This window comes from Cycloclasticus pugetii PS-1 (assembly GCF_000384415.1).
Lineage (GTDB): Bacteria > Pseudomonadota > Gammaproteobacteria > Methylococcales > Cycloclasticaceae > Cycloclasticus > Cycloclasticus pugetii.
The window spans coordinates 85,910-112,477 of sequence record NZ_ARVU01000001.1 but is presented as its reverse complement, the minus strand read 5'-3'; the positions used below and the strand labels follow the sequence as shown (position 1 = coordinate 112,477).

Annotated in this window: 23 protein-coding genes and 1 tRNA gene; 8 read left to right on the top strand and 16 right to left on the bottom strand. The window is 43.0% G+C overall.

Going from position 1 to position 26,568, the window contains the following annotated elements:
• Positions 1 to 3: 3 nt before the first annotated feature.
• The 4 genes from rpoD to rpsU form a co-directional block, all read right to left on the bottom strand.
• Positions 4 to 1,806, bottom strand: coding sequence for an RNA polymerase sigma factor RpoD (rpoD, locus tag CYCPU_RS0100515; RefSeq protein WP_015004915.1), 1,803 nt, complete (start codon positions 1,804 to 1,806; stop codon positions 4 to 6).
• A gap of 85 nt (positions 1,807 to 1,891) precedes the next feature.
• Positions 1,892 to 3,616 (bottom strand): DNA primase, encoded by a 1,725-nt coding sequence (gene dnaG / locus CYCPU_RS0100510; RefSeq protein ID WP_020161636.1) that lies wholly within the window; start codon positions 3,614 to 3,616, stop codon positions 1,892 to 1,894.
• 168 nt (positions 3,617 to 3,784) lie between these two features.
• Positions 3,785 to 4,243: a GatB/YqeY domain-containing protein gene (locus CYCPU_RS0100505; RefSeq protein WP_015004913.1), complete on the bottom strand. Its 459-nt coding sequence runs from the start codon at positions 4,241 to 4,243 to the stop codon at positions 3,785 to 3,787.
• A gap of 26 nt (positions 4,244 to 4,269) precedes the next feature.
• A complete protein-coding gene (gene rpsU, locus CYCPU_RS0100500; protein ID WP_015004912.1) occupies positions 4,270 to 4,497 on the bottom strand; it encodes a 30S ribosomal protein S21 in 228 nt (75 codons plus the stop codon).
• Positions 4,498 to 4,711: 214 nt separating this feature from the next.
• On the opposite strand from rpsU, the gene tsaD reads away from it, so the two are divergent.
• The 3 genes from tsaD to folK are packed head-to-tail and all read left to right on the top strand — an operon-like array spanning position 4,712 to position 6,605.
• Positions 4,712 to 5,746: a tRNA (adenosine(37)-N6)-threonylcarbamoyltransferase complex transferase subunit TsaD gene (tsaD, locus tag CYCPU_RS0100495; RefSeq protein ID WP_015004911.1), complete on the top strand. Its 1,035-nt coding sequence runs from the start codon at positions 4,712 to 4,714 to the stop codon at positions 5,744 to 5,746.
• A gap of 11 nt (positions 5,747 to 5,757) precedes the next feature.
• Positions 5,758 to 6,117 carry a dihydroneopterin aldolase gene (folB, locus tag CYCPU_RS0100490; RefSeq protein WP_015004910.1) on the top strand — a complete coding sequence of 120 codons (360 nt, stop codon included), beginning with the start codon at positions 5,758 to 5,760 and terminating at the stop codon, positions 6,115 to 6,117.
• A complete protein-coding gene (gene folK / locus CYCPU_RS0100485; protein ID WP_015004909.1) occupies positions 6,114 to 6,605 on the top strand; it encodes a 2-amino-4-hydroxy-6-hydroxymethyldihydropteridine diphosphokinase in 492 nt (163 codons plus the stop codon). Before folB ends, folK begins: the two co-directional genes overlap by 4 nt.
• Here the strand turns inward: folK and CYCPU_RS0100480 are convergent.
• On the bottom strand, positions 6,602 to 7,336 hold the full coding sequence (locus CYCPU_RS0100480) for a pteridine reductase (RefSeq protein WP_223253203.1): 735 nt from the start codon (positions 7,334 to 7,336) through the stop codon (positions 6,602 to 6,604). The two genes, folK and CYCPU_RS0100480, sit on opposite strands and share 4 nt — an antisense overlap.
• Positions 7,337 to 7,389: 53 nt before the next feature.
• Here CYCPU_RS0100480 and CYCPU_RS0100475 point away from each other — a divergent pair, with 53 nt between their 5' ends.
• Positions 7,390 to 8,082 carry a hypothetical protein gene (locus CYCPU_RS0100475; protein WP_015004907.1) on the top strand — a complete coding sequence of 231 codons (693 nt, stop codon included), beginning with the start codon at positions 7,390 to 7,392 and terminating at the stop codon, positions 8,080 to 8,082.
• A gap of 74 nt (positions 8,083 to 8,156) precedes the next feature.
• Here the strand turns inward: CYCPU_RS0100475 and CYCPU_RS0100470 are convergent, their stop codons facing one another.
• Complete coding sequence (locus tag CYCPU_RS0100470) at positions 8,157 to 9,383, bottom strand: multifunctional CCA addition/repair protein (protein ID WP_020161634.1); 1,227 nt, start codon at positions 9,381 to 9,383, stop codon at positions 8,157 to 8,159.
• 57 nt (positions 9,384 to 9,440) lie between these two features.
• Between CYCPU_RS0100470 and CYCPU_RS0100465 the strand changes: the two genes are divergently transcribed.
• The gene (locus CYCPU_RS0100465; protein WP_232228496.1) at positions 9,441 to 10,241 is read left to right on the top strand and encodes a sulfite exporter TauE/SafE family protein; all 801 of its coding nucleotides are present in this window, start codon (positions 9,441 to 9,443) and stop codon (positions 10,239 to 10,241) included.
• Here the strand turns inward: CYCPU_RS0100465 and CYCPU_RS0100460 are convergent, their stop codons facing one another.
• On the bottom strand, positions 10,242 to 10,652 hold the full coding sequence (locus CYCPU_RS0100460; protein WP_016390305.1) for a YeeE/YedE family protein: 411 nt from the start codon (positions 10,650 to 10,652) through the stop codon (positions 10,242 to 10,244). It lies immediately after the preceding gene.
• A gap of 2 nt (positions 10,653 to 10,654) precedes the next feature.
• Positions 10,655 to 11,083, bottom strand: coding sequence for a YeeE/YedE family protein (locus tag CYCPU_RS0100455; RefSeq protein ID WP_020161632.1), 429 nt, complete (start codon positions 11,081 to 11,083; stop codon positions 10,655 to 10,657).
• Positions 11,084 to 11,204: 121 nt separating this feature from the next.
• Here CYCPU_RS0100455 and CYCPU_RS0100450 point away from each other — a divergent pair, with 121 nt between their 5' ends.
• The gene (locus CYCPU_RS0100450) at positions 11,205 to 11,510 is read left to right on the top strand and encodes a DUF2288 domain-containing protein (RefSeq protein ID WP_020161631.1); all 306 of its coding nucleotides are present in this window, start codon (positions 11,205 to 11,207) and stop codon (positions 11,508 to 11,510) included.
• Positions 11,511 to 11,631: 121 nt separating this feature from the next.
• Here the strand turns inward: CYCPU_RS0100450 and hrpA are convergent, their stop codons facing one another.
• From hrpA to CYCPU_RS0100410, 8 genes are all read right to left on the bottom strand, one after another.
• A complete protein-coding gene (gene hrpA / locus CYCPU_RS0100445; RefSeq protein ID WP_051088450.1) occupies positions 11,632 to 15,495 on the bottom strand; it encodes an ATP-dependent RNA helicase HrpA in 3,864 nt (1,287 codons plus the stop codon).
• Between the two features lie 158 nt (positions 15,496 to 15,653).
• A complete protein-coding gene (locus tag CYCPU_RS0100440) occupies positions 15,654 to 16,232 on the bottom strand; it encodes a YceI family protein (protein WP_020161629.1) in 579 nt (192 codons plus the stop codon).
• Positions 16,233 to 16,428: 196 nt separating this feature from the next.
• Positions 16,429 to 19,344: an autotransporter family protein gene (locus CYCPU_RS11825; RefSeq protein ID WP_020161628.1), complete on the bottom strand. Its 2,916-nt coding sequence runs from the start codon at positions 19,342 to 19,344 to the stop codon at positions 16,429 to 16,431.
• A gap of 689 nt (positions 19,345 to 20,033) precedes the next feature.
• Positions 20,034 to 20,109 (bottom strand) — tRNA-Phe (locus CYCPU_RS0100430).
• Positions 20,110 to 20,177: 68 nt separating this feature from the next.
• Positions 20,178 to 20,438: an oxidative damage protection protein gene (locus tag CYCPU_RS0100425; protein WP_015004898.1), complete on the bottom strand. Its 261-nt coding sequence runs from the start codon at positions 20,436 to 20,438 to the stop codon at positions 20,178 to 20,180.
• Positions 20,439 to 20,451: 13 nt separating this feature from the next.
• Positions 20,452 to 21,507 (bottom strand): A/G-specific adenine glycosylase, encoded by a 1,056-nt coding sequence (gene mutY / locus CYCPU_RS0100420; RefSeq protein WP_026362532.1) that lies wholly within the window; start codon positions 21,505 to 21,507, stop codon positions 20,452 to 20,454.
• A 17-nt stretch (positions 21,508 to 21,524) separates the two neighbouring features.
• On the bottom strand, positions 21,525 to 23,420 hold the full coding sequence (locus tag CYCPU_RS0100415; protein ID WP_020161625.1) for an AsmA family protein: 1,896 nt from the start codon (positions 23,418 to 23,420) through the stop codon (positions 21,525 to 21,527).
• Between the two features lie 85 nt (positions 23,421 to 23,505).
• Positions 23,506 to 24,348: an HDOD domain-containing protein gene (locus CYCPU_RS0100410; protein WP_020161624.1), complete on the bottom strand. Its 843-nt coding sequence runs from the start codon at positions 24,346 to 24,348 to the stop codon at positions 23,506 to 23,508.
• 147 nt (positions 24,349 to 24,495) lie between these two features.
• On the opposite strand from CYCPU_RS0100410, the gene CYCPU_RS0100405 reads away from it, so the two are divergent.
• Positions 24,496 to 25,575, top strand: a complete 1,080-nt coding sequence (locus CYCPU_RS0100405; protein WP_020161623.1) for a 3-deoxy-7-phosphoheptulonate synthase — start codon at positions 24,496 to 24,498, stop codon at positions 25,573 to 25,575.
• Positions 25,576 to 25,591: 16 nt separating this feature from the next.
• The gene (thiS, locus tag CYCPU_RS0100400; RefSeq protein ID WP_020161622.1) at positions 25,592 to 26,566 is read left to right on the top strand and encodes a sulfur carrier protein ThiS; all 975 of its coding nucleotides are present in this window, start codon (positions 25,592 to 25,594) and stop codon (positions 26,564 to 26,566) included.
• Positions 26,567 to 26,568 lie beyond the last annotated feature (2 nt).

Sequence of the window (26,568 nt, the reverse complement as noted above, 5' to 3'; positions counted from 1 at the left end):
GTTCTATTCTGACGTATCTATAAAGCTACGTAAATGCTCTGTTCGTGAAGGGTGACGTAATTTACGTAATGCTTTTGCTTCAATTTGGCGTATTCTCTCACGAGTCACATCAAATTGCTTGCCCACTTCTTCCAATGTGTGATCAGTATTCATATTAATACCGAATCGCATTCTAATCACTTTTGCTTCGCGAGCGGTTAAGCCAGCAAGTACGTCTTGTGTTGACTCTCTCAAGCTTTCAATTGTTGCTGAGTCTACTGGTGACACTGCGTTAGCATCTTCAATAAAGTCACCTAGGCTTGAATCCTCATCATCACCGATCGGTGTACCCATAGAGATAGGCTCTTTTGCAATTTTAAGTACTTTGCGGACCTTGTCTTCTGGCATTTCCATTTCTATCGCCAACTCTTCTGGTAATGCTTCTCGACCTTTTTCTTGCAAAATTTGACGTGAAATACGATTCAATTTATTAATCGTTTCTATCATATGCACTGGTATACGAATCGTTCTTGCTTGGTCGGCTATGGAACGCGTAATGGCCTGACGAATCCACCATGTTGCATAGGTAGAGAACTTATAACCACGACGATATTCAAACTTATCAACCGCTTTCATTAAGCCGATATTGCCTTCTTGAATAAGGTCTAGGAATTGCAGCCCTCGGTTTGTGTATTTTTTAGCAATGGAGATCACCAATCGTAAATTGGCTTCAACCATTTCTTTTTTAGCACGGCGCATTTTGGCTTCGCCAATCGATAAGCGACGGTTAATGTCTTTGATTTCTGTCGTGACTAAAGAGCTTTCGCTTTCTACATTAGCCAGCCTAACTTGTGCTTTTTTAATTTCATGGAAATTTTCTTTAATAACAGCAACAAATGGCTCGTCTGTTTTTAAGTGCTCTTCTAACCATGTTATGTCACTTTCATTTTTAACAAAGCCTGCGATAAATAACTTACGCGGCATTTTTGCTTGTTTAACGCAGATGTCAATAATGGTTTTTTCTTGAGCTCTAACCAACTCAACACATTGTTTCATTTCATTTGAAAGCAATGTAAAGAAACGCGGTGTAAATTTAAGCGCCATAAACAATAAGGCCAACTCATCAAACTCTTTTTGAGTTTTTTCTGAGGCATAACCTTCTTTTTTAATCACCTTAGTACATTCTTTGTACTTAGCCGCAATTTCGTTAATACGAACTTCGACATCTTCGATGGTTAATGCTGGAATTTCAGGCGCACTTTCATCTTTCGCTGCCGCAGGCTGCGTGTAATCATAGTCGTCTTCTAAATCAACAAAATCTGGAATATAGTCTGCTAGGCGAAGTTCATCACTCTTAATTTTTTCGAACACATCAAAAAAGCGATCCACAACAGCTGGGTAACGAACAATCGCCGCCAACATTTCGTTTTGCCCTTCTTCAATACGCTTAGCTATATCAAGCTCACCTTGGCGAGTTAATAAGCCAACCGTGCCCATTTCACGCATGTACATACGGACAGGGTCTGTCGTTCGGCCTAACTCTTTATCAACGGTTGCTAAAGCAACAGCCGCTACTTCAGCCGCAGCAGATTCATCAACCGTTTGAGCAACGGTGCCATCGGATACAGTATCTGACTCTGGCGCCTCTTCGCTGACACTAATGCCCATATCTGAAATCATTGTAATGATTTCTTCAATACGCTCTGGCTCCACGTCTTGGGGTAGGTGATCGTTCACCTCCGCATACGTCAAGTAACCTTGCTCATGCCCTTTACTAATCAATGCTTTGATTTTAGAGGTTTGTTCTTTCTGTTGTTCTTTATCCATTATGTTCCCGTGAACTAAGTACAAATTTTCGCCAACTGAACCGAGTATTTTAGCAGATATTCTTAATTTATCTACGAATGTTCTTTTATTTCATTAATTCTCTAAGCTCATCTCTTTCTTCTTCACTTAAATCTTCTGCTTTTGCCAATAATATTTCATAACGACTCTTTTTTGCCTGCTCTTTCAAGCGCTCAATTGCGCCTAAAAACTCCTGCTCAGTCGACTCCCCTTCGATTAATCGCTCTTCGGCAAACAATGCTCTAATAATTTTTTCATGTTCGTGCCCACGAAACCGTTCTAGCAGCATTGCTGGCGATACCTCTATATGACCATTTAACACCGAAATAATTTCATTTAATACCGGCATTCCTGGCACATTTAATTGTAACCAAGCGTCTTGTGTATTAATTTTTTGCACCAACGCAGGCTCATGAAGAATCAGCATTATTAAATGCCTCATAGCCGAAAGGGGGGCGGCCCCAGTTTTTTTAACAACTTGTCGCGCACCGAATCGAGGTTTGAAGGAAGCGGCCGCACCTTGCTTTTCCATTTTAGTTAGCTGTGCTAATTGTTTCTTCATTAATTCTGCAAAAGCACCCGCAGGTAATGTATCTAGCAATGGTTTCGCTTGCTCCATAAAACCAGCCCGCCCTTCGATTGTCGTCAACGGGTGCTGTTTACCTAAGTAATCAAAAAAATAACTGGACAACGGCGTCGCCTGCTCTACCAACTGCTCAAAGTGTGAGGCCCCTTTTTCACGAATTAAACTATCAGGATCTTCACCCTCAGCTAACAGTAATACTTTTATTTGCCGTCCAGTGCGCAAAGCTGGCAAAGCATTCGTCACAGCACGCCATGCTGCTTTTTGTCCCGCTGTGTCACCATCCATACATATCACCAAGGTGGACACAGAGCGAAATAATAAATCAACGTGCTCGCGAGTGATTGCGGTACCCAAGGCAGCAACAGCATTTGTAACGCCCTGCTGATAAAGCGAAATAACGTCTAAGTAGCCTTCAACCACAATAATTTGCTGTATTTTAGTAGACGATTTTAGCGCTTCATATAAACCATATACTTCACGGCCTTTATGGTAGAGCGGCGTTTCTGGAGAATTTAAATACTTTGGCTCGCCGCCATCTAGAACTCGACCACCAAACCCGATAGTTTGCCCACGTTTATTACGGATAGGGAAAATAATTCGCTCTCTAAAGCGGTCATACGTTTTATTATTTTCATTCGTCACCACAAGCCCTAATTCACCTAACTGATGGAGCGAATCGTTATCTTGGCCCAACGACGACAGCAAATTACTCCAACCTGGTGGTGCAAAACCTAATTGGAAGGTTTTAGCCACTTCGCCTGTCAGCCCTCTATTTTTCAAGTACTCCGTCGCAATATGACTGGCCCCATGCTGTCGCAGTTGCTGCTGGTAAAAGTCACTCACCTTCTCATTCATACGCAGCAGTGGCGATAAATCCCGTTTCGGTTTCTCCGTTTCAAACCCTTGCTCGCGTACAACTTCCACGCCAGCGCGGCTTGCTAATTCTTCAATTGCTTCTACAAAACTAAAGTGGCTGTAATCCATTAAAAAGCCAATCACCGAACCACTCTGGCCACAACCAAAACAATGATAAAACTGCTTGTCTTGGCTGACAGTAAAACTGGGGGTTTTCTCGTTATGAAAAGGGCAGCAAGCAGAGTAGTTTGCACCTTTTTTTTTCAACGGTAGCAAGCTATCAATCACCTCGACAATATCGGTTCTTGCCAATAAGTCATCAATAAAATGCTGGGGGATTCGACCTGCCATGATTATGGTATTTTATTTACCCTATGATTCTTGCTTGAAGCATAGACGACATTAACAAGCGTTAATACTTTTCTATACGAGCCGGAAGTGCCCAGTGAAATTGATGCGCTTCTCCATGCCTACCAATTTGTCATACAGTGATCATGCGGACCACTAAATAAAAACAAATTAAGAAAGCTTGGCTTTTATTTTACCGCTTGCCGCACCAACGTCTGCACGACCTTGTAATTTAGGGCGAAGAATACCCATCACTTTACCCATATCTTTCATGCCTTGCGCACCAGATTCGGTAATCGCCTGATCGATCAGTTGATCGACCTCTGATTCAGTTAATTGTTGGGGCAAGTACTGCTGGATAATACTTGTTTCTTTTTGCTCTATCAGTGATAGGTCGTCACGACCTGCTTTGTCAAACGCCTCTATTGAATCACGACGCTGTTTGACCATCTTATCGAGCAATTGAAGGACTTGCGTATCATCTAATTCGATACGCTCATCGACTTCTTTTTGCTTAATAGCAGCGAGTATTAAACGAATAACACTCAGCTTTTCTTTTTCTTTAGCCTTCATTGCTAACTTCATATCCTCACGGATACGGTGCAATAAAGGCGTGGCTTGTTCGCTCATTATGTTAACGACGCGAGTAGCAAATATTAGCTACGGCCACGACGAAGGTTGTTCAATGCGCGACGTGTGCGAGACAACCCTTTCAAATGACGTTTAACCGCTGCAGCTGCTTTACGCTTGCGCTCAGCAGTTGGCTTTTCATAAAACTCACGTTTACGTGATTCAGCCAAAACGCCGGCTCTTTCACATGTACGCTTAAAACGACGTAGAGCAAAGTCAAATGGTTCGTTATCTTTAACGCGAACTGAAGGCATGTATTTCTCTCTTCTTAAAAGTTAAATGGTGTAAAAGGATGGCGGATTATACACGCAGCAAAGCCATATGCCAACACCCATACTCTCCTAATAACAACACCTTTAACGAAAATCTATTGTTAATGGTTAACGTGAGCTTCATATCGTTTAGGCAGAAAGCGCCTTGTTTGCGTATAATAGCCTGCTTTAAAACCTTGCTAAACCATCGCCATCAATGACTACCCAGCCACCACTTGTTCTTGGTATTGAAACATCCTGTGACGAAACAGGCGTTGCCTTGTATGGCGAACGCGGCTTACTCGCTGATGCGCTGTATAGCCAAATTGACATGCATGCGGAGTACGGAGGCGTTGTGCCTGAACTGGCTTCACGAGACCACGTCCGTAAACTAATTCCACTTATTAAACAATGCTTTGCTAATGCCAGCGTAACTAGTCGTGAGTTGTCCGGCGTTGCCTATACATCTGGGCCGGGACTTGTTGGCGCTCTGTTTGCTGGAGCTAGCGTTGCTCGAAGCTTGGCTTATGCATGGGACATCCCCTCTATCGGCGTTCACCATATGGAAGGTCATTTATTAGCCCCCATGCTTGAAACAACACCACCTAGCTTTCCTTTTGTTGCCTTATTGGTCTCAGGTGGGCACACACAATTAATTAAGGTCAATCAAATAGGTGACTATCAACTACTCGGCGAATCCTTAGATGATGCTGCCGGCGAAGCCTTTGATAAAACAGCAAAATTACTCAATTTAGGCTACCCAGGGGGACCTGCCTTGGCCGCTTGCGCCAAAAATGGCAATCCGGAAAGGTTTAATTTTCCACGCCCTATGACCAACCGGCCAGGGCTTGATTTTAGCTTTAGCGGGCTCAAAACTTTTGCCTTAACAACCAGCCAGCAACATGCTTTAGACGAGCAAACCTGTGCTGATATCGCCAGAGCCTTCGAAGATGCCGTGGCTGACACATTGGCGATTAAATGCAAACGCGCTTTAACTCAAACCGGGCTCTCTACCCTAGTGGTTGCTGGTGGCGTCAGCGCCAACCAACGTTTACGTAAAACACTGGACCAAATGGCCAAAGAAATCAGCGCCAAGGTATTTTATCCCCGCCATGAATTTTGTACTGACAATGGCGCCATGATCGCTTACGCTGGTTATCAACGTCTATTAGCTGGGGAATTCGACGAGCTCAGCATTAAAGCTCGACCTCGCTGGCCATTATCTGCACTTAATACGCCTCAAACAAAGTAAACAAAGACCTTATGGATATTATTTTTCTACGAAACTTACGAATTGAAGCCATCATTGGCATTTTTGACTGGGAACGCAAAGTAAAACAGCCCGTTTTTTTTGATATCGAAATGGCCGCGGACATAAAAAAAGCTGCTGCTAGTGATCATATTGACGACACTTTAGACTATAAATCTCTATCGAAAGCAGTGATTGATTTTGTCGAAAAAAGTGAGTTTCAGTTAGTTGAAACATTAGCCGAAAAAGTTGCCGAACTGATTATTCATGATTTCAATGTCCCTTGGCTAAAGCTAACCTTGAATAAGAAAGGAGCATTACGCCATGCCGATGACGTTGGCATTATTATTGAGCGTGGATCAAAACCCCAATGACCACTGTTTACCTAAGCATTGGCAGCAACATTGAGCGCGAAAAACATATCCGTGCCGGTATAAATGCCTTAAAAAAACAATTCGGTAACCTCACCTTATCCAGCGTTTATGAGTCCGACGCGGTTGGTTTTGATGGTCAACCCTTTCTAAATTTAATTGCTGCTTTTGAAACAGATCTGTCCGCAATACAAGTAGATACCATTCTTGATACGATTGAAAAAGACAATGGCCGCACCCTTGATCAGAAAAAATTTAACCCGCGAACACTGGATTTAGATTTAATCCTGTATGGCAACTTCATCAGCAAAGACCCTCTTCTCGATATTCCGCGTGGCGAAATAACTCAGTATGCATTCGTCTTAGAGCCACTGGCTGAAATTGCTGGCAACCTACAACACCCTGTTTTACAGACCTCTTACCAGCAGCTCTGGCAACATTTCGACAAATCTAACATCGTACAAAAACGCATTGATTTTAGTTGGGATTAGACAAGGCTTTTACCGCCATCAACCGCAATCACCTGACCGGTAATATAAGCCGCATTTTGGGCTAAAAATAACACTGTTTCGGCAATATCGCTGGGTGCACCTTGTCGCTGCAAAGGAATTTTTTCAACAATGCTGTCGGTCAATTCAGTTGCCTGACTTTCTGGCCATAAAATTGCCCCTGGCGATACGCCATTCACACGCACATCTGGCGCCAACTCCTTAGCTAACGATTCTGTTAACGCATATAACCCCGCTTTTGCGGTGCTATAAATCGGGTAATCTACCAATGAACGTTTAGCATAAATATCAACAATATTAACAATACAACCTTTGGTTTTTTTTAATGCCTTGAACGCCACTTTACTGACAAAAAATGGGGCTTTTAAATTACTCCCCATCAAATCATTCCACTCACTCTCATTAGCATCGCCAACTGGCGTTGGGTAAAATGTAGACGCATTATTAATCAACACGTCCAAACGCCCATGTCTAGTAATCACCTGATCGACCATCTGCTCAATTTTCTGCACCGACTGTAAATCCGCTTTTATAGCCCACGCAGAGTGCTCTCTTTTATTATTTAATAGCTGAACAAGCTCATCCGCTTCGCTGCGTGAATGACGATAGTGAACCACAACACCGTACCCTGCCGCATGAAACGTTTTCGTCATTTGCGCGCCAATTCGCCTTGCCGCACCAGTAATTAACACTATTTTCTGCAATTTGGACACACCACCCTCGAATTAAACTAGACTTTCAATAAGAACATACTACTGAATAACATATGCAAAACCGATTCTTTTTGTTGCTATTTTTGGCCCTTCTATTAAGTGCTTGCGCTCAAGTCCCTGACCAAAAAGGCTACCATTACGAATACTTCAATCTTAACGCCATGGCCAAGACTGATATCGACATGGTCGCTGACACCCACGTAAAACAAACTATCAAACACCTGAGGCTACTAGCAACAAAACTCTACAAACGTAACCCACGAGAATGGAAGAAAACCAATTTAAAATCAAGAGAAGCCGCTGTAGCACGTATTTTTAAACAACCCTTTCCAACCGTAAATGGCAAAAGTAGCGTGGACAGTATTCGACTCGCTTTTAACGAACAATATCAAGGTGACCGTGTACTTGCTTATGTATCGGGCTTAGCTAGCATGCTTACTTTGTCATATAACGGTAAAAGCCAGTTTTATTTATTCGATAGCTTAGATGCTCAAAAAGTGTATAACGGCGCACGCAATATTGAAGTCGCTTCGTGGTTACTGCAAACCAAAAGAAAACAAAATGGAGAACTTTTTTTACTCAGTTCTGGTAAAGGCCTCTCCGCAACAAACCGAAGTTATGATCGGTTATTTGGCAAGCTCATTGGTCAACAGGATCTGCTCGCGCTGGTTATTGCGACTAAAAACCATCGCACTATAAAAAATGTTTTTCAGTCGGCTGCCCGGTTTGTCTTTTTGCCCGTTTAAGCCTCTAAATATGCATGCTCAGTATTATAAAATACACACAACAACATCATTGGCAGACTTTATGCCCAACGACTTTAGTCTGCTCTTGCATGCTTTAATTGTTGAATGACTTCAAGCCGCCGTTTATGAATGGCATCACCAATTTTCTTACCCACTAAACCCCGTTTAACAAACTCTTTAGGGTCAACTTCATTCGCTGCAAAGTAAGCCTGTTTAATCCAATCAGCCTGTGGATAGTCCTTGTTTTCAAAACCCTTTCGACCTCTGGCGTCTGCCTCACAAGCCAATAAAAATGAGGTTAATTTTTGCGGTTGGCGAAAAGCCCCTAATGCCTCCAACACTTTCAATAAGGTCGCTGCTTTTAACTCAAATGCCCGATGACAATGCGTATGATATTTCATCACTTTTTCTGCCAGATCAACAAATTCATTGGGAATTCGCAAACGTGTTGCCATCGTCTTTAAAGCCGTTAACCCCATCTCCTCATGACCATGATGAGACGGCCAGTTATCCGCTTTCGTCAGCCCTTTCCCAAGGTCATGCACCAATGCCGCAAAACGCACGACAGCACTGTCCGATAACTTAGCGGCTTGACGTAGCACCATCATTGTATGAATACCGGTGTCAATTTCAGGATGGTGCTTTGCTGGCTGAGGGACACCGAATAATACGTCCAACTCCGGCAAAATAACCGCTAAGGCGTCACATTGCCTTAATACTTCAAAAAATATATCTGGTGATTGCTCACCCAATGAGCGACTAATTTCTTGCCAAACACGCTCCGCTGTTAACAAGGCAAGCTCACCACTACTAACCATTTCTTGCATCATTTTCATGGTCTCTGGCGCCACGCTAAAACCCAGATGCGCATAACGTGCAGCAAATCGTGCCACGCGCAAGATGCGTAACGGGTCTTCTGTAAAGTGTGGAGACACGTGACGCAATATTCGAGCTTCTAAATCAACTTTGCCACCATATGGGTCAATCAATTCGTCGGCACGTTGTGCCATCGCATTGATCGTCAAATCACGCCGTTGCAAATCTTCCTCTAATGTCACTTCCGGTGACGCATGCACTTCAAACCCTTTGTAACCACCGCCTATTTTGCGTTCTGTTCTTGCTAAGGCATATTCCGCTTTTGTATCCGGGTGAAGAAAAACAGGAAAATCCTTACCTACTTGCTCAAAGCCTTGTTGTAGCATTTCACCTACCGATGAGCCAACAACAACATAATCCCTATCCTTTGACGGATAGTTAAGCAGCTTATCCCTGACGGCACCGCCTACCAGATATATCTCCATTACCATAGTCTAATATATGTTATGATTTTAAGCTTTTTTTCAACCCAAGGTTTTATTGTGTTAGAGATTTTCATGTACTGTTTGCTGTTTGGATCCTTCACAGGACTGATTTCAGGCCTCTTAGGTATCGGCGGCGGTATTGCTATTGTGCCATTTTTAGCTTGGCTATTACCCCTCCATGGTATGCCAGTAGAAACCAGCATGCAAACTGCGATTGCTACTTCTTTAGCCACTATTATTATCACCTCCCTTTCCGCCATTTATGCGCAAAACAAGCGTGGCGCCATTGACTGGAAAGTTGTTAAATATTTCACCCCAGGTATTGCTATTGGCGCTTATTTTGGCGCCCACTTAGTGCATTACCTGACGACTGAGCTGCTCTCTATGGTGTTTGGTGGGTTTTTATTACTGAATGGCCTTCGTATGGCACTAAAGTTAACACCGAATCCTGAGCGCAAACTGCCTTCGCCACTACCCTTGAGTCTCGCCGGTAGTGTTTTAGGCATACTTTCCACGCTGATTGGTATTGGTGGCGGTACTTTTACTGTTCCGTACATGTTATTGCACAACGTACCGATGAAAAAAGCTATTGCGTTTGGAAGCACCTTTGGCCTGCCTATTGCCATTTTTGGTGCCATTAGTTTTATTATTCTCGGCCTAAAAAACACTATCCCCATGGAAGGCAATATTGGCTATATTAATATACCTGCCTTTCTGGGCATTAGTGTGGCCAGCTTATTCGCCGCACCGATTGGTGTGCACCTAGCTCACACGCTCCCTACCGGTGCAATGAAGAAAACGTTTGCCGTCATCATGCTTTTTGTTGGCTTAAAAATGTTTATCAGCGCAATTTTTTAATTATTTAACAGCCGCCTTATAGAGCAACATACCCACCAACATGGATACCACGACCAGCAACGGTTCTTGAAAACCAAACCCTAAACTTGCAACCGCAGGACCTGGGCAATAACCAATAACGCCCCAACCAATACCAAATAACGCCGCGCCTATAATTAACGGACGATCTATTTGTAATAAAGTTGGTAATTGAAAGTCGTCAGCCAAAAGAGGCTTACCTCTTGAAAAAATAAAACGGTAAGCAAGCGTTGTTGTTAAAACAGCGCCCCCTAAAACAAACATTAAACTGGGGTCCCATTGACCGGTGATATCTAAAAAATTGATCACTTTATTGGGGTTTACCATTTGCGATAACGCCAAACCGACGCCAAAAATAACACCGGCAACTAACGCACTGAGTATTTTAAGCATTATTAACCCCCCGTAATTTGTTTGAAAACATACACTGTTACAATGCCACTTAACAAAAACGTCGCTGTTGCTACTAATGAGCGCAGAGAAAAACGTGAAATACCACAAATTCCATGCCCACTAGTACAACCACTACCCATTGCTGTGCCTATTCCAACCACCAACCCGCCGGCAATTAATAATATTGTAGACATCGATTCCCTAGCCGCTATTGTGATTGGGAAAAAGTGCATATAAACCGCACCTCCTAAAACAAGACCAACAACAAAGGCAAAGCGCCATGCCTTTTCTTCAAACGAAGGCGCATTAAAGACACCGGCGACAATGCCACTAATGCCTGCAATACGACCATTTAAGTACATTAAAATACTCGCACTGATACCAATTAATACACCGCCTGCCAACGATAAATAGGGGGTAAAGTTCTCCATAGTGTCACTTCTCTTATGTTATGAATAAATTTATATTATTAAATATAATAAGCATATTATCAAAAACATATTAACCCCCTAGACCCTGCTGAGAAGATAAATCTTGTGTAAAATACACGCCATGAAAAACAAAACCGACCAATGGCATACCTTACATGCCGAAACAGCCAGCATTGAGTGGAAAGACTTAGAGCGTTTTTTTGCTCGCGGTAATTTATTACGTGTTTCCAGTGAGCTTGATCTTGTGGATGCCGCTGTGGAAATGGCTAATGACAATAAACCAGTTATTGAACAATGGATCGCTGAGAACCGTTTATCAGCCGTTTCAAATGAAGAGGCTTTATTATGGTCAAAAGGTGATAGCAACCTTTGGTCTGTTATTGTATTACCTTGGATTCTCGTTCAGCAACGTAAAGAGGCTCGCTAGAAAGCTGCTTTCATTACGCTGGTTAAAACCGGGTGTGGCGTGGCGGCCTGAGTTCAGCTTTCTATCATAAAAACGATTTATCATTAACGTTCTTATCACCCTTAGCGCTCTAGCTCTAGCTTTAGCCCAACATCGCGGCCCACGCCTTTTCCAACCGCTTTTCTGAGATAGGTTGCCTAGTTTTAATTTGCTGGGCAAACAGCGATATTCTGAATTCTTCTAACATCCAGCGGAAAGCTTCATTTTCCGGGTTTGCGCCTGATGAAGACACCCACAGCCAAAACTTCTTTTCAAAATACTGCGCCTGTTTTGTTTTTTCTTGGTCTTTATGTAATTGCCCGCCTGCTTTTTCCAACCTAAGCTGAATTGCTTTTAAATAACGTGTGTAAAACCTTAACTGGTCTGCCGAAACGTGCCTAACAAACCCGTTGAAACATAAACAAGACAATTGCTTAGAAATATCCTCATACATAACTTTTTCATTACGCCACTGTTCAAGCTCTTTTGCTAGCTTTTGATATTGAGACAAAAGCTGCGAAATAACCTCCGAAAGTTCATAGCCTTTTGCATACAATGAAATATCATTTTTCTGCGCCGCTGCATCAAACTCAGCTTCAGTACGAATATCTTGGTCAGCAAAAAAACTAGCAATCAATTGATAGGCCAAATCATCGAAAACATCCTCCCCATGGCTCCGTTTGCAATGAGGATGCAATGGCAATTGTTGATAACTAAACGCCTGTGCGGTGGTGATGGCTGACTGCCGGCTTAGTTTTTTTAGCTCTTTTGAAAACTTCAAACGAAATAACCGTATCAAGCCATTTCGGTGAGTTTTTTGCGCCTGTTCAGCTGAATCCATTAGCGTGAGCCCCACACTCCCTTGCTCATCAACTAAGGCCGGAAAGCCCTTCAGCTCTTGCCCATCATGTTGAATCGTTTGATGTTCGGGGATATCATCAAATTGCCAATTTTTTGAACCCGATGACGATAACGCACTGGTTAACGCCGTTTGAAATTGCATACCTGCCTTCTCAGCATACTGCCGCTTTAAGGCATTAAAATCTTTAGATACAGCAATAATTTTAGATTTTTTACCCAAAATATTAAAATTCATTCGCAGGTGGGGTGATAATTTATCTAATTCAAAATCTGCTGCTTTTAAGGTTGAGCCAAATTGTTTATTTAAAAAAGCAGCCAATTTATCTAACAAACGCCCATTCGCATAATCCATTTCCTCTAAGCAGGCTTCAACAGAATTTGAAATAGGCACAAACTGTTTACGTAAATTTTTTGGCAACCCCTTTATCAATGCTTGTAGTTTTTCCGCGTACAAGCCCGGCACCAGCCATTCAAACCCATCACCGGTTAATTGATTTAGCTGTGCCAATGGGATCTGCGCGGTAACACCATCTTCATCATGGCCTGGTTCAAATCGATAACTCAATTTTATCGGCACACCATTTATCAGACGCATATCGGGAAACTTATTCGCATCAACCGCTGTTTCATCTTGCGAAGAAACATCCTCTGGCGTTAATTCAAGAATCGCCTGATTTTCATCCTTTTTTATCCACTTATTTAAAGCGGCCAAACTGTTGATTTGCGCTGGCAATTTTTGATCATAAAACTCAAACAAGGCTTGCTCATCTACAAGCAGGTCTACACGGCGGCCTTTTTGCTGTTCATACTCAATCTCCTGCAACAGTTTTTCATTTTTTCTAAAGAACGCCGCATGACAAACCATATCTCTATCAACCAGCCCATGGCGTATAAACATGTCACGGGCTTGCTCTGGTTCTGTTCGAGCCAACGGTACTTTCCGCCCTTTGCTAATCGTTAAACCAAACAATAAAAGTTGTTCATGCACCATCCCTTGCGCCGATTTTTTTGACCAATGCGGTTCATAATAATGGTGCTTAATCAAATGCCCAGCGGCTTTTTCAATCCACTCGGGTTTTATTGACGCAACCGTTCGACCATAAACACGCGTTGTTTCTACTTGCTCTGCGGCCATCAACCATTTTGGCGGCTTCTTGAATAACGTAGAGGCGGGATGAATGTAAAATTTTAAATTCCGTGCACCTAAATATTCAGCTTGTTCGTGTTTAAAACCAATCCGAGTCACCAAGCCTGCCAATAAAGACTGATGAATCGCATCATCGTCGGCCTGCGTGTTGTTTATCTTCAACGCCAAGTTTTTTTTCACTAAATCTAATAGCTGACGACGAATATCTTCCCAATCCTTTATTCGCATATACGCAAGAAAGTTTTCTCGACAATATTTACGGAACTGATTATTCGATAGTGTCTTTTTCTGGCGTTGTATTTCACGCCATAACACTAAAAAGGATAGAAAGTCCGAGCTCTCATTTTGATACGCTTTATGTTTTTCATCGGCATATTTCGCCTTATCACCAGGCCGTTCTCTTGGGTCTTGGATCGACAAGGCCGACACTATGGTTAAGACCTCGTCTAAGCATTGAAATTGCTCAGCGGCTAATAACATCCTGCCAAATTGAGGATCGAGCGGGAAATGCGTTAACCGCCGGCCAATTTGAGTTAATTTTTCATTTTTATCTAGCGCACCTAGTTCATGCAAACTACGCACGCCACTACGAATCATTTTGTCGGCAGGCGGCTCTAAAAATGGGAACTGATTAATATCTGCCAGCCTCAACGATTTCATTTGCAAAATAACCGATGCCAGATTGGTACGTAAAATTTCAGGTTCAGTGAATTCAGGCCGTTGGTTAAAATCATCTTCGCTAAACAAGCGAATACAAATTCCCGCCGCTTCTCGCCCACAGCGACCACTTCGTTGATTCGCACTTGCTTGTGAAATAGCTTCTATTGGTAGCTGCTGTATTTTGCTCCGCTGACTAAAGCGACTGATCCGTGCCAAGCCGGTATCTATCACGCAACGGATACCCGGTACTGTTAATGAAGTTTCGGCGACGTTTGTCGCCAGCACAATACGTGGTTTTTTATGCGGCTTAAAAATAGCCGCCTGTTCTTTGCTACTGAGCCGTGAATACAAGGGCAAAATATCGTAGCCTGGTGGGTGATGTTTCCTAAGCGCTTCTGCCGCCTCTCTAATTTCTCGCTCACCACTTAAAAACACCAACATATCACCCGCTCTCTCGCGATGTAATTCATCAGCCGCATTAACAATCCCCTGAACGATATCCTCGTCGCCTTGCTGCGAATCGACACCGACTGGCCGATAACGCATTTCAACCGGATAGGTTCTACCGGAAACATTGATAATAGGTGCGCCATCAAAGTGCCTAGAGAAACGCTCGGGGTCAATCGTTGCCGAGGTAACAATTAATTTTAAATCTGGTCGCTTTGGTAGCAGCCATTTCATATAACCTAAGAGAAAATCAATATTTAAGCTACGTTCGTGCGCCTCATCTAATATCAAGGTATCGTACTGGCTTAAAAATGGATCCGACTTAATTTCTGCCAACAAAATACCGTCTGTCATTAACTTAACAAGGGTTTGTTGATTCTCCTTACCCTGAAAACGAATTTTGTAACCAACCGCTTGCCCTAGCTCTGACTTCAGCTCATCAGCTATGCGTTGCGCCACGCTGATCGCGGCTAATCGGCGCGGTTGTGTATGGCCAATTTGTCCCTTAAACCCACGACCCAGTTCCAAGCAAATTTTAGGTAATTGGGTGGTTTTTCCTGACCCCGTTTCACCACAAAGAATAATAACTTGGTGCTTATCAATCAGCTTGGAAATTTCCTCCCGTCTCTCACTAATCGGTAAATCAGGAAAGTTCACTGTTGGGCAACTTCCCTCACGCAGCTCTACCTGACTAATAGACATTGCTACTTTTTCAGCCAGCGTGTCTAGCAGCGCTTGCTGTTCTAGCGAGCGTTTTAAACTCGCTCTTTTTAACTGCGTACGAAAGGCATGCCGGTCTTTGGTTAAACAATTAGGGATTAATGCGCGAATCTCGCGAATGGATGAAGGCATGTAAATAAAAACTATCGCTAGGCAAAGTGGCATTATACCTAAAGGGCCTCTAACACGTTTACGTGAGCCCTGTGGTTTTAAAAAAGTTTACTCAACTAGCCACCTTTTTCAGGCCCAGCAGTCGTGCAACATCACTCTCTCAACGTTACGCGCTAACTTTAGTCCGCTTTAAATACAAGGTTAAACGAGACGGGAACGGCTGTTGCAATAGAGGGAAGGCTTGCAATCTCCATTAACGCCTTAACCCCTTCCGTTAGGCCAAAATCCATGGCATTCAACATGATTGGCTTAATTGTACTCACCGATATTCCGCCATTCACAGCGATCACTTGTAGCTGTGTTTGCACCGCCACTGACTGCCCATGCAGATTAAGTGTCAACGCCACTGGCATGACAAGCCTTTCACCGATATTTAGGGATGTTATCGCGCCCACCTCTATATTCGTAGACACTTCAGCTGTCGGAAAAGCTGCCGTTTCAAATAATAACGACTTCATACGCTCATCACGAATCTCGATATTCGTTTTAACACTGGCCAAATTAATCGTAACACTTGCAGCGCCATTGTTATCCACAGAACCACTCAAAGAGTCGAAGCTATGCACTTCGCCAATAGTATTTTTCTTAATGGAAACGAAATAAAGTGATGAGGCGGTATTATCCAGTTGATAACCTGCTTGCGCGGCTAGCGACAAACACAATAATGAAATAAGTAAAATAAGCTGTTTTATTCTCATAACAATATCCACTTGGCATTAAATGTACGACTGATGATAACAAACTTTTAACCCTTTAATGAACCTCATACAATGGTATTGAAAATACCTGCCCAAACAAGCTTTCCAGCTCATAGACACAATTTTTCAAAAGCACAATGTGTGCTCGATTGGCAACTTAAAGATTAGTCTCTGAAATAAAGCCTCATCCACCTCTTCAGAAGGGAATCATAACTCCGACTGTTCCAGTGCTTGAGACCTCTCCGGAAAATGATGATGAGACCAACACTTCACCATATAGTTGGTATTTACCTTCTGCCTCGCTGTAATTCGCTCCAATGCCTACCTCAGCACCTAAGCGTCGGTCCTCGGAGTTAAATTTTGTGCCAGATACTGATACTGATGTTTCGTCAATAAACTCATATGTCAAACTTGTAATACTGTAAATGTACTGGTTTTTTTCAGGCCCATACCCAACCTCTAATCCGAGCCTACCTTTTAAGCTCTCTGCTTTTTCGAGTGAAACATTGGCTTCAAACACATCTTCAAAATTATCAAAATCCACAGTGGTATAGGTAAGTTGTGACTGTGGGACCAGGCTCCATTTGGGGTTTAACTCGTACCGAAAACCCGTTTCGACCCCCAAACTATAACCAAATCCGTCTACATTATTTGCAAGATTACGTGACATCGTTTTGGAAGATAGGTCATTACGGAACCAACTCATTTGCGCTTGACCATCAATATAGAGCCCACTTTCTTGATACAAAGTTAATGTTGTACCAACACCATATGCATTTGTGTCGATAGCGCCGTTACCATATTGAGAACGCATATCAGCTGATGCCGCTCCAAGGTGGGCAGTAAAACCAGCAATCAGCTCGCCTTCACTAATACCTGGCAGCTTGCCGTCTAGCCCTAACTGCATTTTCCATAAATCGGAATTTAGTTTCGTCCCGCTAGTTGACGATTTAGGGCTCATACGATCATTTGATGCCACAAAGCGTGCCCAAAGGCCAGCATTATGACGGAGTTGATTTGCCTGCTCGCCTGTATTCTTGTAAGTTGATACCTTATCTTTATAATGACTCAAATATCGACTACTAACCCGTTGCTTTAACGTCGGGAGCCTGTTTAGTTCCAATAAGAAACGAGGCATAGCTTCATATACCGGTGCGCCGGCCTGATAAAGTGGCCTAGCTTGCTTTTCTGAATTAGGTAAAAGAGAAGAACGGAGATACCAATCACCATCACTGTTTGTACTGACATCATTTTTATATAAACGATAAGCGTAAGCACCACCAACAACGGCCTCCTCTCCCTCGTATTCATAATCGCCTTGCAGCGTGAAACTGCCATCAGAAACACCACCAACCGAAATAATTCGAATGCCTTCTTGTGTGGCAGCACCCGCCCCCTCAAGATTGTTAACCACAACCTTTGCGGCACCTGAAGTATTCCCTGTTATGCTGAGTAAATCCGTCGCCGAATTATCATCACCTAATACAGATTCAATTTCAATTTCTCCACCATTACCAACATAATCCCCGTTAATGGTGAGCGTACCAATGGAATTACCCGGAGCAATGATAGCGCCAGCTTCATGGGTGACATCCCCAACAGAGCCAGAGCCATGTAAACGACCTCCATTTACCTTCATTGTTCCACCAAGAATACTGTTGACTTCCAATACACCACCTTCAACGCTAGTTAAACCAGTGAAACCAGTTTGATCGTTAGTAAAAATTGTACGACCCGCCACTTGATTAATCGCCCCAGCACCAGTGATTGCAGTATCAAAACTGTAATCAGCTTCAAGGTGGTTAAAGTTTATCCTTGCTTTTGAGTCGAGCAAAACTTCTGATGCTTCAAGAGAACCGGCCAAAAGTGGACTGTTACCCACTCCGCCCCCAATATTCAAAATGGCATTGCTATTAGCGTTTGCACCCCCTAAAACAAATGGAGATGCACCCTCATCTACAATAACGGCACCATTGTTAGAAATCGTCAAAACACCTGTTCCTGTAGTACCTAATGCCATCGTATTCGCCATCAATGATGATCCTTGTCCTGAAACAAGAACATCGAAGTTAGGCACAGCAAATCCACGAGTTCCAATATTTAGTGTTGATGCAGATACTACGCCCCCATCAAGAATACTAAGAGAACCACGATACATATAGAAAGTATCAGAGGTCCAACTTGAATTTTGGCCTGACACCACAGCAATGCCTTCTGCATCAGGCATCCTTCCCGCATAAAACCCGCCCAAATGTGAAGAACCGCTGGAGCGCAATTGACCACCATCCAATAAATTAACGGCACTTTGTCCGTTAAAAAAGCCGATGGCAGAAGTCTCCAACAAAGACCCTTGGCCAATTATATTCAAAGTCGCTGTAGAATTTTGATAACCAGTCCTATGTATTCTTACAGCGTTTTCAATACCAAAATATGCACCCTCTCGAATAGTGAGTGTAGAATTAGAACCACTACCTTGGCTCATATCTAAGCCATCAGGCCCCTCTGCTAAGAGCCGCGTTCCTCCGCCTGTTACCGTTAAACTAGCTACTTTATTCGACAACAACCCAATATTTACTATACCGTTCGTTTCAGATAACGGGTTTATTATTCTCAGCTCACCTCCACCGCTCACAACGATATCACCTTCAAGTGAGCTAATCCGGTTGATATCTGAACCGGTCACATTTAGAACCAGTTCACCATTTCCATTTTTATCAAAAATACTATCACCGCCATCAATATTACCAAGCAGTGTCAGCACCCCATTAGTATCTATATTAAATACAGAGTCTGCTGAAAAAGAGAGCGAATGCACAGCCGTATCTATGGTTATGTTTTTAGAAGAAACGCCTGGAAACGGATCGCTGATAACAAACCCATCCATCAAGGTGATCAACGATTCTTCGTCAGAACTGAGTTTAGCGGCCTCTATTGCCGAATAAAGTTCTTGTTGATTAGAAGCAGTAAAGATTTCTGTATGTCCCGTTGATAATATGCCTAATAGAACAAATGATAATAATATTTTTGTTTTAATTTTCCTTATATGAAGGCTTGTAAATAAATAATGTAAGTAACAAATATGAAAAATTCCTGAATTACGCGCAAACAACAAAATGTACCTCCCTGATTAATATTTCGTTAGTAATTAAAAACTTTCAATTAAAAAATATATTGATTATTTTTAGTTAATTTAGCTGAGTCATCCTTCTCTCTCAGTCAAGGCAACTATACAATCAAAGGGTGTAATTTTTCTGTGACTTAGTAGTGGTTTTTGGCTAAATGCTGCCCTGTAACCAACTTTTACTTACTCAACTCAGGCAACATTATTGAACTACTTAAGATACTCTACATCTCTTATATTGCTGCTCCTCGGAAATTACTTTCAGTAGCCAACAGGTGGATTTGCTTCTCAGTCAGCTAAAGGGAGTCATTAATATATGTGGTGGTCAATATACTTAGCCCGTTCCCCCGCCCCATATACCTATGAGCCTATAAACGAACTAAAGAAGCAAGAGTAAATAACCCAGCTACACCTAACAGCCATGAAGGGGAGCTTTTCACATAGAGCTTTCTTCAACCGCCATACATGGCTCGAAGGATAGCTCGCATAACGTTAGAAACTCGCATGGCAAAATGAACACCTCGTGGAGGTATAAACAACGTCGCCAATTCAAAAAAGGCTCAAATGAGAAGCTACCACTTAGATGAGAGAACGAGACCACCGACCAACTAAGTAAAATAATGGCGTCCTAGTGAAATAAAAAAACCCCAACTACATAGTAGCTGAGGCTTTATAACAAATGGTGCCCAGAGACGGATTCGAACCATCGACACGAGGATTTTCAGTCCACTGCTCTACCGACTGAGCTATCTGGGCATCTAAGATGTGGTCGCGTATTAAACAGCGGCAGGCAACTTTAGTCAAGAAAGATGTTAGAAATGACCTTATTTATCGACCGGAACGTACCCTTCTGGTGCTTGAGCGTCATCACTAAATAAAAATTTCTCCATTTCTGCTTTTAATAAAGCACGCGCTTCAGGCTCAAAAGGCGTTAGTCTATTTTCGTTAATAAGCATCGTTTGTTGCGCTAGCCACATCTGCCAGGCTTCTTTTGAGATATTTTGTACGATTTTTTCACCAAGCTCACCCGGAAAAGGCGGCTTTTCTAGCGCATCGGCTTCGCGTTTTAATTTTTGGCAGTACATAGTATTAACCTTCTTATGATTCATTCGTTAGCTGGGAAATTAATTCACTCACCGGCTTTGGGAGACCTATTTTCACACGGCTGTTTATTTCATACCAGCTAGATCTATTATCTTCTGCAACTTTCGAGCTAACCGCTGGCGTCGAGCAAACAATAGGCGTGTAATCCAAATGATAATGAGAAAATGTATGACGTTTTTCCGCTATTGTTTTCGCCCCAGTTATGTCAGTGTCATTTTTTTCACACCACTCAACCAGTTGGTCATACGTTTCAAATTCTGGAAAAGCCCATAGCCCACCCCATAATCCTGTTGGCGGTCGTTGATTGAGTAAAACCGTCTGAGCATTTTTAAAGACTAACCAGTACCGCTTTTTAACCGGTAAACTCATTCGTTTTTTTGGTGTCGGTAATTCTGAAACTAAGTTTTTCTTTAGTGCCAAACAGTCCTCCTTTAATGGGCACTGCGGGCAGTCGGGGTTTGAACGCTTACAAACCGTTGCGCCCAAATCCATCATGGCCTGATTATAGTTACCAGCCTTATGCTTAGGTGTTAACTGCTCTGAAATAGCCCATAGACGCTTTAAAATGGCACTATTCCCAGACCAGCCCTGTATCGCAAAAAAACGACAGAGCACGCGTTTCACATTGCCATCAAGTATCGCTTCTGACTGCCCCATTGATAAGCTTGCTATCGCCCCAGCCGTAGAGCGCCCGATACCCGGCAACTCAACAAGCTCAGCGAGCGTTTGAGGAAAACGCCCCCCATACTGATTAGCAATGATGCCTGCTGTTTTGTGAAGGTTTCTTGCCCGTGCATAATACCCAAGACCTGACCAATAATGCAGCACATCATCTAATGGCGCTTTTGCTAACGCTTCAACGCATGGGAAGTGCTGAATAAATCGCTCAAAATACGGTATAACCGTTGTTACCTGGGTTTGTTGCAACATGATCTCAGACAACCAAACACGGTAGGACTCTGGCGGTAATTGCCAAGGTAAACTCTTTCTGCCGTGCAACTCAAACCAACTAAAAACAAGGGCCTGAAAATATTCAGGCCCTACGGACAGCTGCTGAGGTTGCTTTATTAAAATAGGCTTTTTAATAAGTCACCCGCTGGGCCTTTTAATTTCTCGCCAATTTTCTCATCGAGCTTTTCTTTTAGCTCTGTTTTCTTTTCTTCAATTTTTTCTTTTTGCGTCTCGAGTACGATCGCTTTGGTGTCAACCTTAATACTTGGTTTTGCAAATGTTCCAGACACATTCACCGGAATTAACATGTTTTTAAGGTCTTCAGCATCGGCTTGCTCGGCCTCACTAAGTGCCTTTGTCCGCTGTAATGTTAGTCGATAATCCAACACCTCACTGACTAAATTTGCTGTCCCTGCCCCTTTGATATTAACCAAAGGTGAGGCCATCAAGAGGTCTTGGTTGTTAACCAAGCCATTAGTTATTTGCGCAGTACCAGACATATTTGCAAAGGCTGTTTCACCCGTGCCTTGAGCTGCCAGCGCAGATACATCACCTTTCAGCACAGCCTCACCTTGTTTAATTAATGCAGCAACATCAATGCCTTTTACCGTGCCGTCTTCGAAACTAAACTGCGCAGTACCATTTAATGCCGACTTAAACGCAGCAACCGTATTCCCGCGCGTGGTTAACGCTGCTTTAATATTCGCCACGCCAGACACCTTAGACTCTCCCATCAGGTCTACCATCAACGGTTCAATATCAACCCCCGTTACCTGTTCTTTAACGCTAATACGTGGTGTATTTTGGCGCGCATCAACTGTTGTTTTACCATCATAACTACCGTTATAAAACTTTTTGACGCTCTGCTGTGAATTTAAAACACCATTTTTAGCGACAACTTTTACACTCGCCTCCTGTGCTGTTAAACCATTAACAATGAGCGATTTCACTACAAACAAACCATTGATATTTAAATCTCGGACTGTTTGAACAGGAATTAACGCAACTGCTGCTGGCGGAGGAACAGAGGCGCTATTACCCGCGCTGCTTTGGCTTCCCTCTGTGGCTGTTTTTGGCAGATAACGATCAATATTTATTGTATCTACCGCTAAATCAAAAGTGACTGCTGGTTTATCAAAATTATTAACAGATGCCTTACCCGATAACGTTGAATCATCGAATTTAATCGTCATAGGATCTAGCGTTAAGCTCCCTGATTTTGCTAAGTCAGCCACCAAGTGAGTGGCTATATCAACTTTCATTGCACCATTTGGAACAGGTTCTCCGGCCGCATCAATCGCTAACGCTAAGTCTTGAAAATCAAATTTATTTAACCCTTCGTTAATCACCACATCACCATCAAGCTTCAAACGTATTGTCGCTTTTGGTTTACTACTTTCTACGGTAAAGGCTAACTCAACACCCATTGGCGACCCTAAAGATAACGCATCTGTACTCAAACCTAAATCAGTCAGGTTGTAGCTTTCACCCTTGCTGGCATCATCCCATGAGATGCTTGCATCAACAATTTGCACACCACCAATTGCTATCGCACCTAAGGCAGCCCCTGATGCTTGATCAGCATTCGTATCGCTTGGTTTTTTATCGCCCTCAGCCGATGACTGGATCATATCTTCCCAGTTAGTTTTGCCGCGTTTATCCTTTGCTAGGTTTAACCGCATGCCTTTTAGAACAACTGTGCTCACTTCTACCTGCCGACTTAACAACGGTAGCAGCTTAACTTTAACGTTTGCCTCTTGAATCTCTGCAAAGTATTCGGCGTTAAAACCTGTTGCATTGCTTAAACTCACCTCGTTAATACCCACGCCCACCCAAGGGAAAATAGATAAATTAAGGTCACCATTGATGGACAAATCACGGCCGGTCTTATCTTTAACAACCGCCTGAATCTCTTCTCGGTAATCATTTGGGTCAATCAGCATTGGCGCAACTATAATAGTCACAACCAATAACAATACTAAACCACCCAAAATTTTAAATAATGTTCTCATAACTTTTACTCCCCCTTGAGTATTCGTTTTATATCCTTAGATGATATCAGCCTTTTATTAAAACTGTATGAATGATCGATTTAAGCTAAGCGGCCAACAAGCGTTCTATTTCAGCCAATTCATTTTTTGATTCACTGAGTATTTGCAATGTGTTGTCGGGGCCAAGCTCCCCTAGTTGAAGCTTTTGAAACGCAGGTATTTCAAGTAACGGTGGGCACGCCCTAAACTCAGGTGTGCCAATTGTTGCATGCACACGTGCAATCAACACCAACTCCGCCAAACCAAGCTGTTCCTTATCTAACCACCAATTTTTCCGACTTTCTACAACACCCAGCATTTCGTCTAAACCCCATTTCTTTATGATCAGCGCACCTACCCTAGGCGCCAATACATCAATACACTTTGTTCTGTTCAGGTCATTTTGCAAAATATTCGGATATTCATCCAATGTCGCTAAAATAGAGGGCACACCAATATCTTGAAACAGGCCCGCCAACATTGCATCGCCCGGCGCTAAGTTTTGTGTTTTACCGGCTAAAAAATACGATATCACAGCCACCTTTGTAGAAAACCGATAAGCCTTTTTAATATACCCTTCAATTTGCTTATTTGACGAATGAAAAATAGATTTTGACAAGAAACTAAGTGATAGATGATAGGTTTCACGCAGCCCCATTCGGGCCACTGCTTGCTCAACACGTTTCGGCGGGACGCGAGTTAAATACCTTAAGCTGCGAGAAGTTTTAAGAATAAACCCAGACAAGCCCATATCACTTTCGATAACCTTCGCAAACATCTTAGCGTTACCCTTAGGGTGATTTAACGCTGATAAAATTTTCAGGCCAGCATCTGGTATTACGGGCAATAAAGACTTATTCGCAAGAATTTTTTCAAAAACCTCATCATATTCTTCATATCCCTCTTCCATCGTTAAGTTTCCCTGTAAATTTGAAAGTATTTGATCTATTTTTGGTCAAGGGGCAGGCAAATTCAACCGATTAGATGTATTATTTCCAGTCTTTTATTAATTTGCTGATTTAGGCTATCACTAGCGTCAGCATAGAACGGACTGATCATGAACTTAATTCAAACAGACGACACAAGAATTCTTGGTATGCAGAAAATTATTTCTCCTGAACAATTACACAAAGACTTGCCTATTACAGATACGGCTGCTGAAACTACCGCCTCAACCCGGAACGCTATTCATAAAGTATTGCATGGCGAAGATGATCGTTTACTGGTTGTTATTGGCCCATGCTCAATTCATGATACGAAAGCAGCACTCGAATATGCCGCCCGTTTAAAGCCTTACATTGATAATTTATCTGACGATCTGATCATCGTGATGCGAGTATATTTTGAAAAACCACGCACCACGGTTGGCTGGAAAGGACTAATTAACGACCCCAACCTTGATAATAGCTTTGACATCAACAAAGGTGTGTATACCGCACGCGAATTATTACTAAACCTTAATTCTCAAGGTGTCTCTGCTGCCACGGAGTATTTAGACCTAATCACGCCACAATACGTATCCGACCTGATCGCTTGGGGCGCTATCGGTGCGAGAACCACTGAAAGCCAGACGCATCGCGAGTTATCATCCGGCCTATCCTGCCCAGTCGGCTTTAAAAATGGCACTGATGGCACTGTTAAAGTAGCGATTGATGCAATTGGAGCAGCCATTCGCCCACATCACTTTTTATCGGTTACCAAAAAAGGCCAGTCGGCCATTTTTCAAACTGCTGGCAACGACGACTGTCACTTAATTTTACGCGGTGGCAAAACGCCGAATTATGATGCCGACAGTGTTGATGCTGCCGCTAAAGAGCTTGGGAAAGCCGGCGTTAACCTACACATGATGATTGACTTTAGCCATGCCAATAGCAGTAAACAACACGAACGCCAAATGCTTGTAGGTAAGGATGTGGCGAAACAAATAGCCGGTGGTGACATGCGTATTAGCGGCGTTATGATTGAAAGCCACTTAGTTGCTGGCCGCCAGGATCAAGTTGACGGCCAAGAACTAGTTTATGGCCAAAGCATTACCGATGCTTGTATTGACTGGGATAGCAGCGTGCAGTTGCTAGAAGAATTAGCGGCCGCTGTGCGTTCAAGACGCAAAAGCAAACTAGATAGTGCAAACGATTAATCATTGATAACTGCTGATGAATATTCAACTTAACGGCGAAAATTTTAGCTGTGATGATAAAACAACCTTAGAGCAACTGATCAAACAAATGGGCCTGTTCGGCAAGCGTATTGCTATTGAACTGAATGAAGAAATAAAGCCCGCCGACCAGTTTAATACCATTCAACTTAAAGAAGGAGATACTGTGGAAGTCGTACAAGCCATTGGTGGCGGTCAACCCGATGACCTTGTTATTGCTGGCCAATCTTTTTCCTCTAGATTACTAGTGGGCACAGGCAAATATAAAGATATGGCAGAAACCCAGACGGCTATCGAAATGAGCGGCGCTGAGATCGTCACGGTAGCCATTCGCCGGACGAATATTGGTCAAAACCCTGGCGAGCCTAATTTACTCGATGTTATTTCCCCTGATAAATACACTATTTTACCCAATACAGCCGGTTGTTATACCGCTAAAGATGCTCTTAGAACATGCCGCCTTGCACGTGAACTATTAGGTGGGCATAAACTGGTCAAATTAGAAGTATTAGGCGACGAAAAAACCCTATTCCCTGATATTACTGCCACCTTAGAGTCTGCTGACATTCTCGTTAAGGAAGGTTTCGACGTAATGGTTTATACCAACGACGACCCTATTATTGCTAAACGGCTAGAGGAGATGGGCTGTGTAGCCGTTATGCCACTTGCCGCTCCAATCGGTTCAGGCTTGGGTATTCGTAACCCATACAATATTCTCACCATCATCGAAAATGCTAAGGTACCCATTATTGTTGATGCTGGCGTCGGTACCGCGTCTGATGCTGCCATTGGTATGGAATTGGGCTGCGATGGCATTCTAATGAACACAGCTATTGCCCACGCAAATAACCCTGTACTAATGGCATCGTCTATGAAAAAAGCCGTGCAGGCCGGACGTGAAGCCTTCTTGGCTGGTCGTATGCCTCGCCGCCGATATGCGTCGGCCTCCTCACCGTTGGATGGTTTAATTTAACC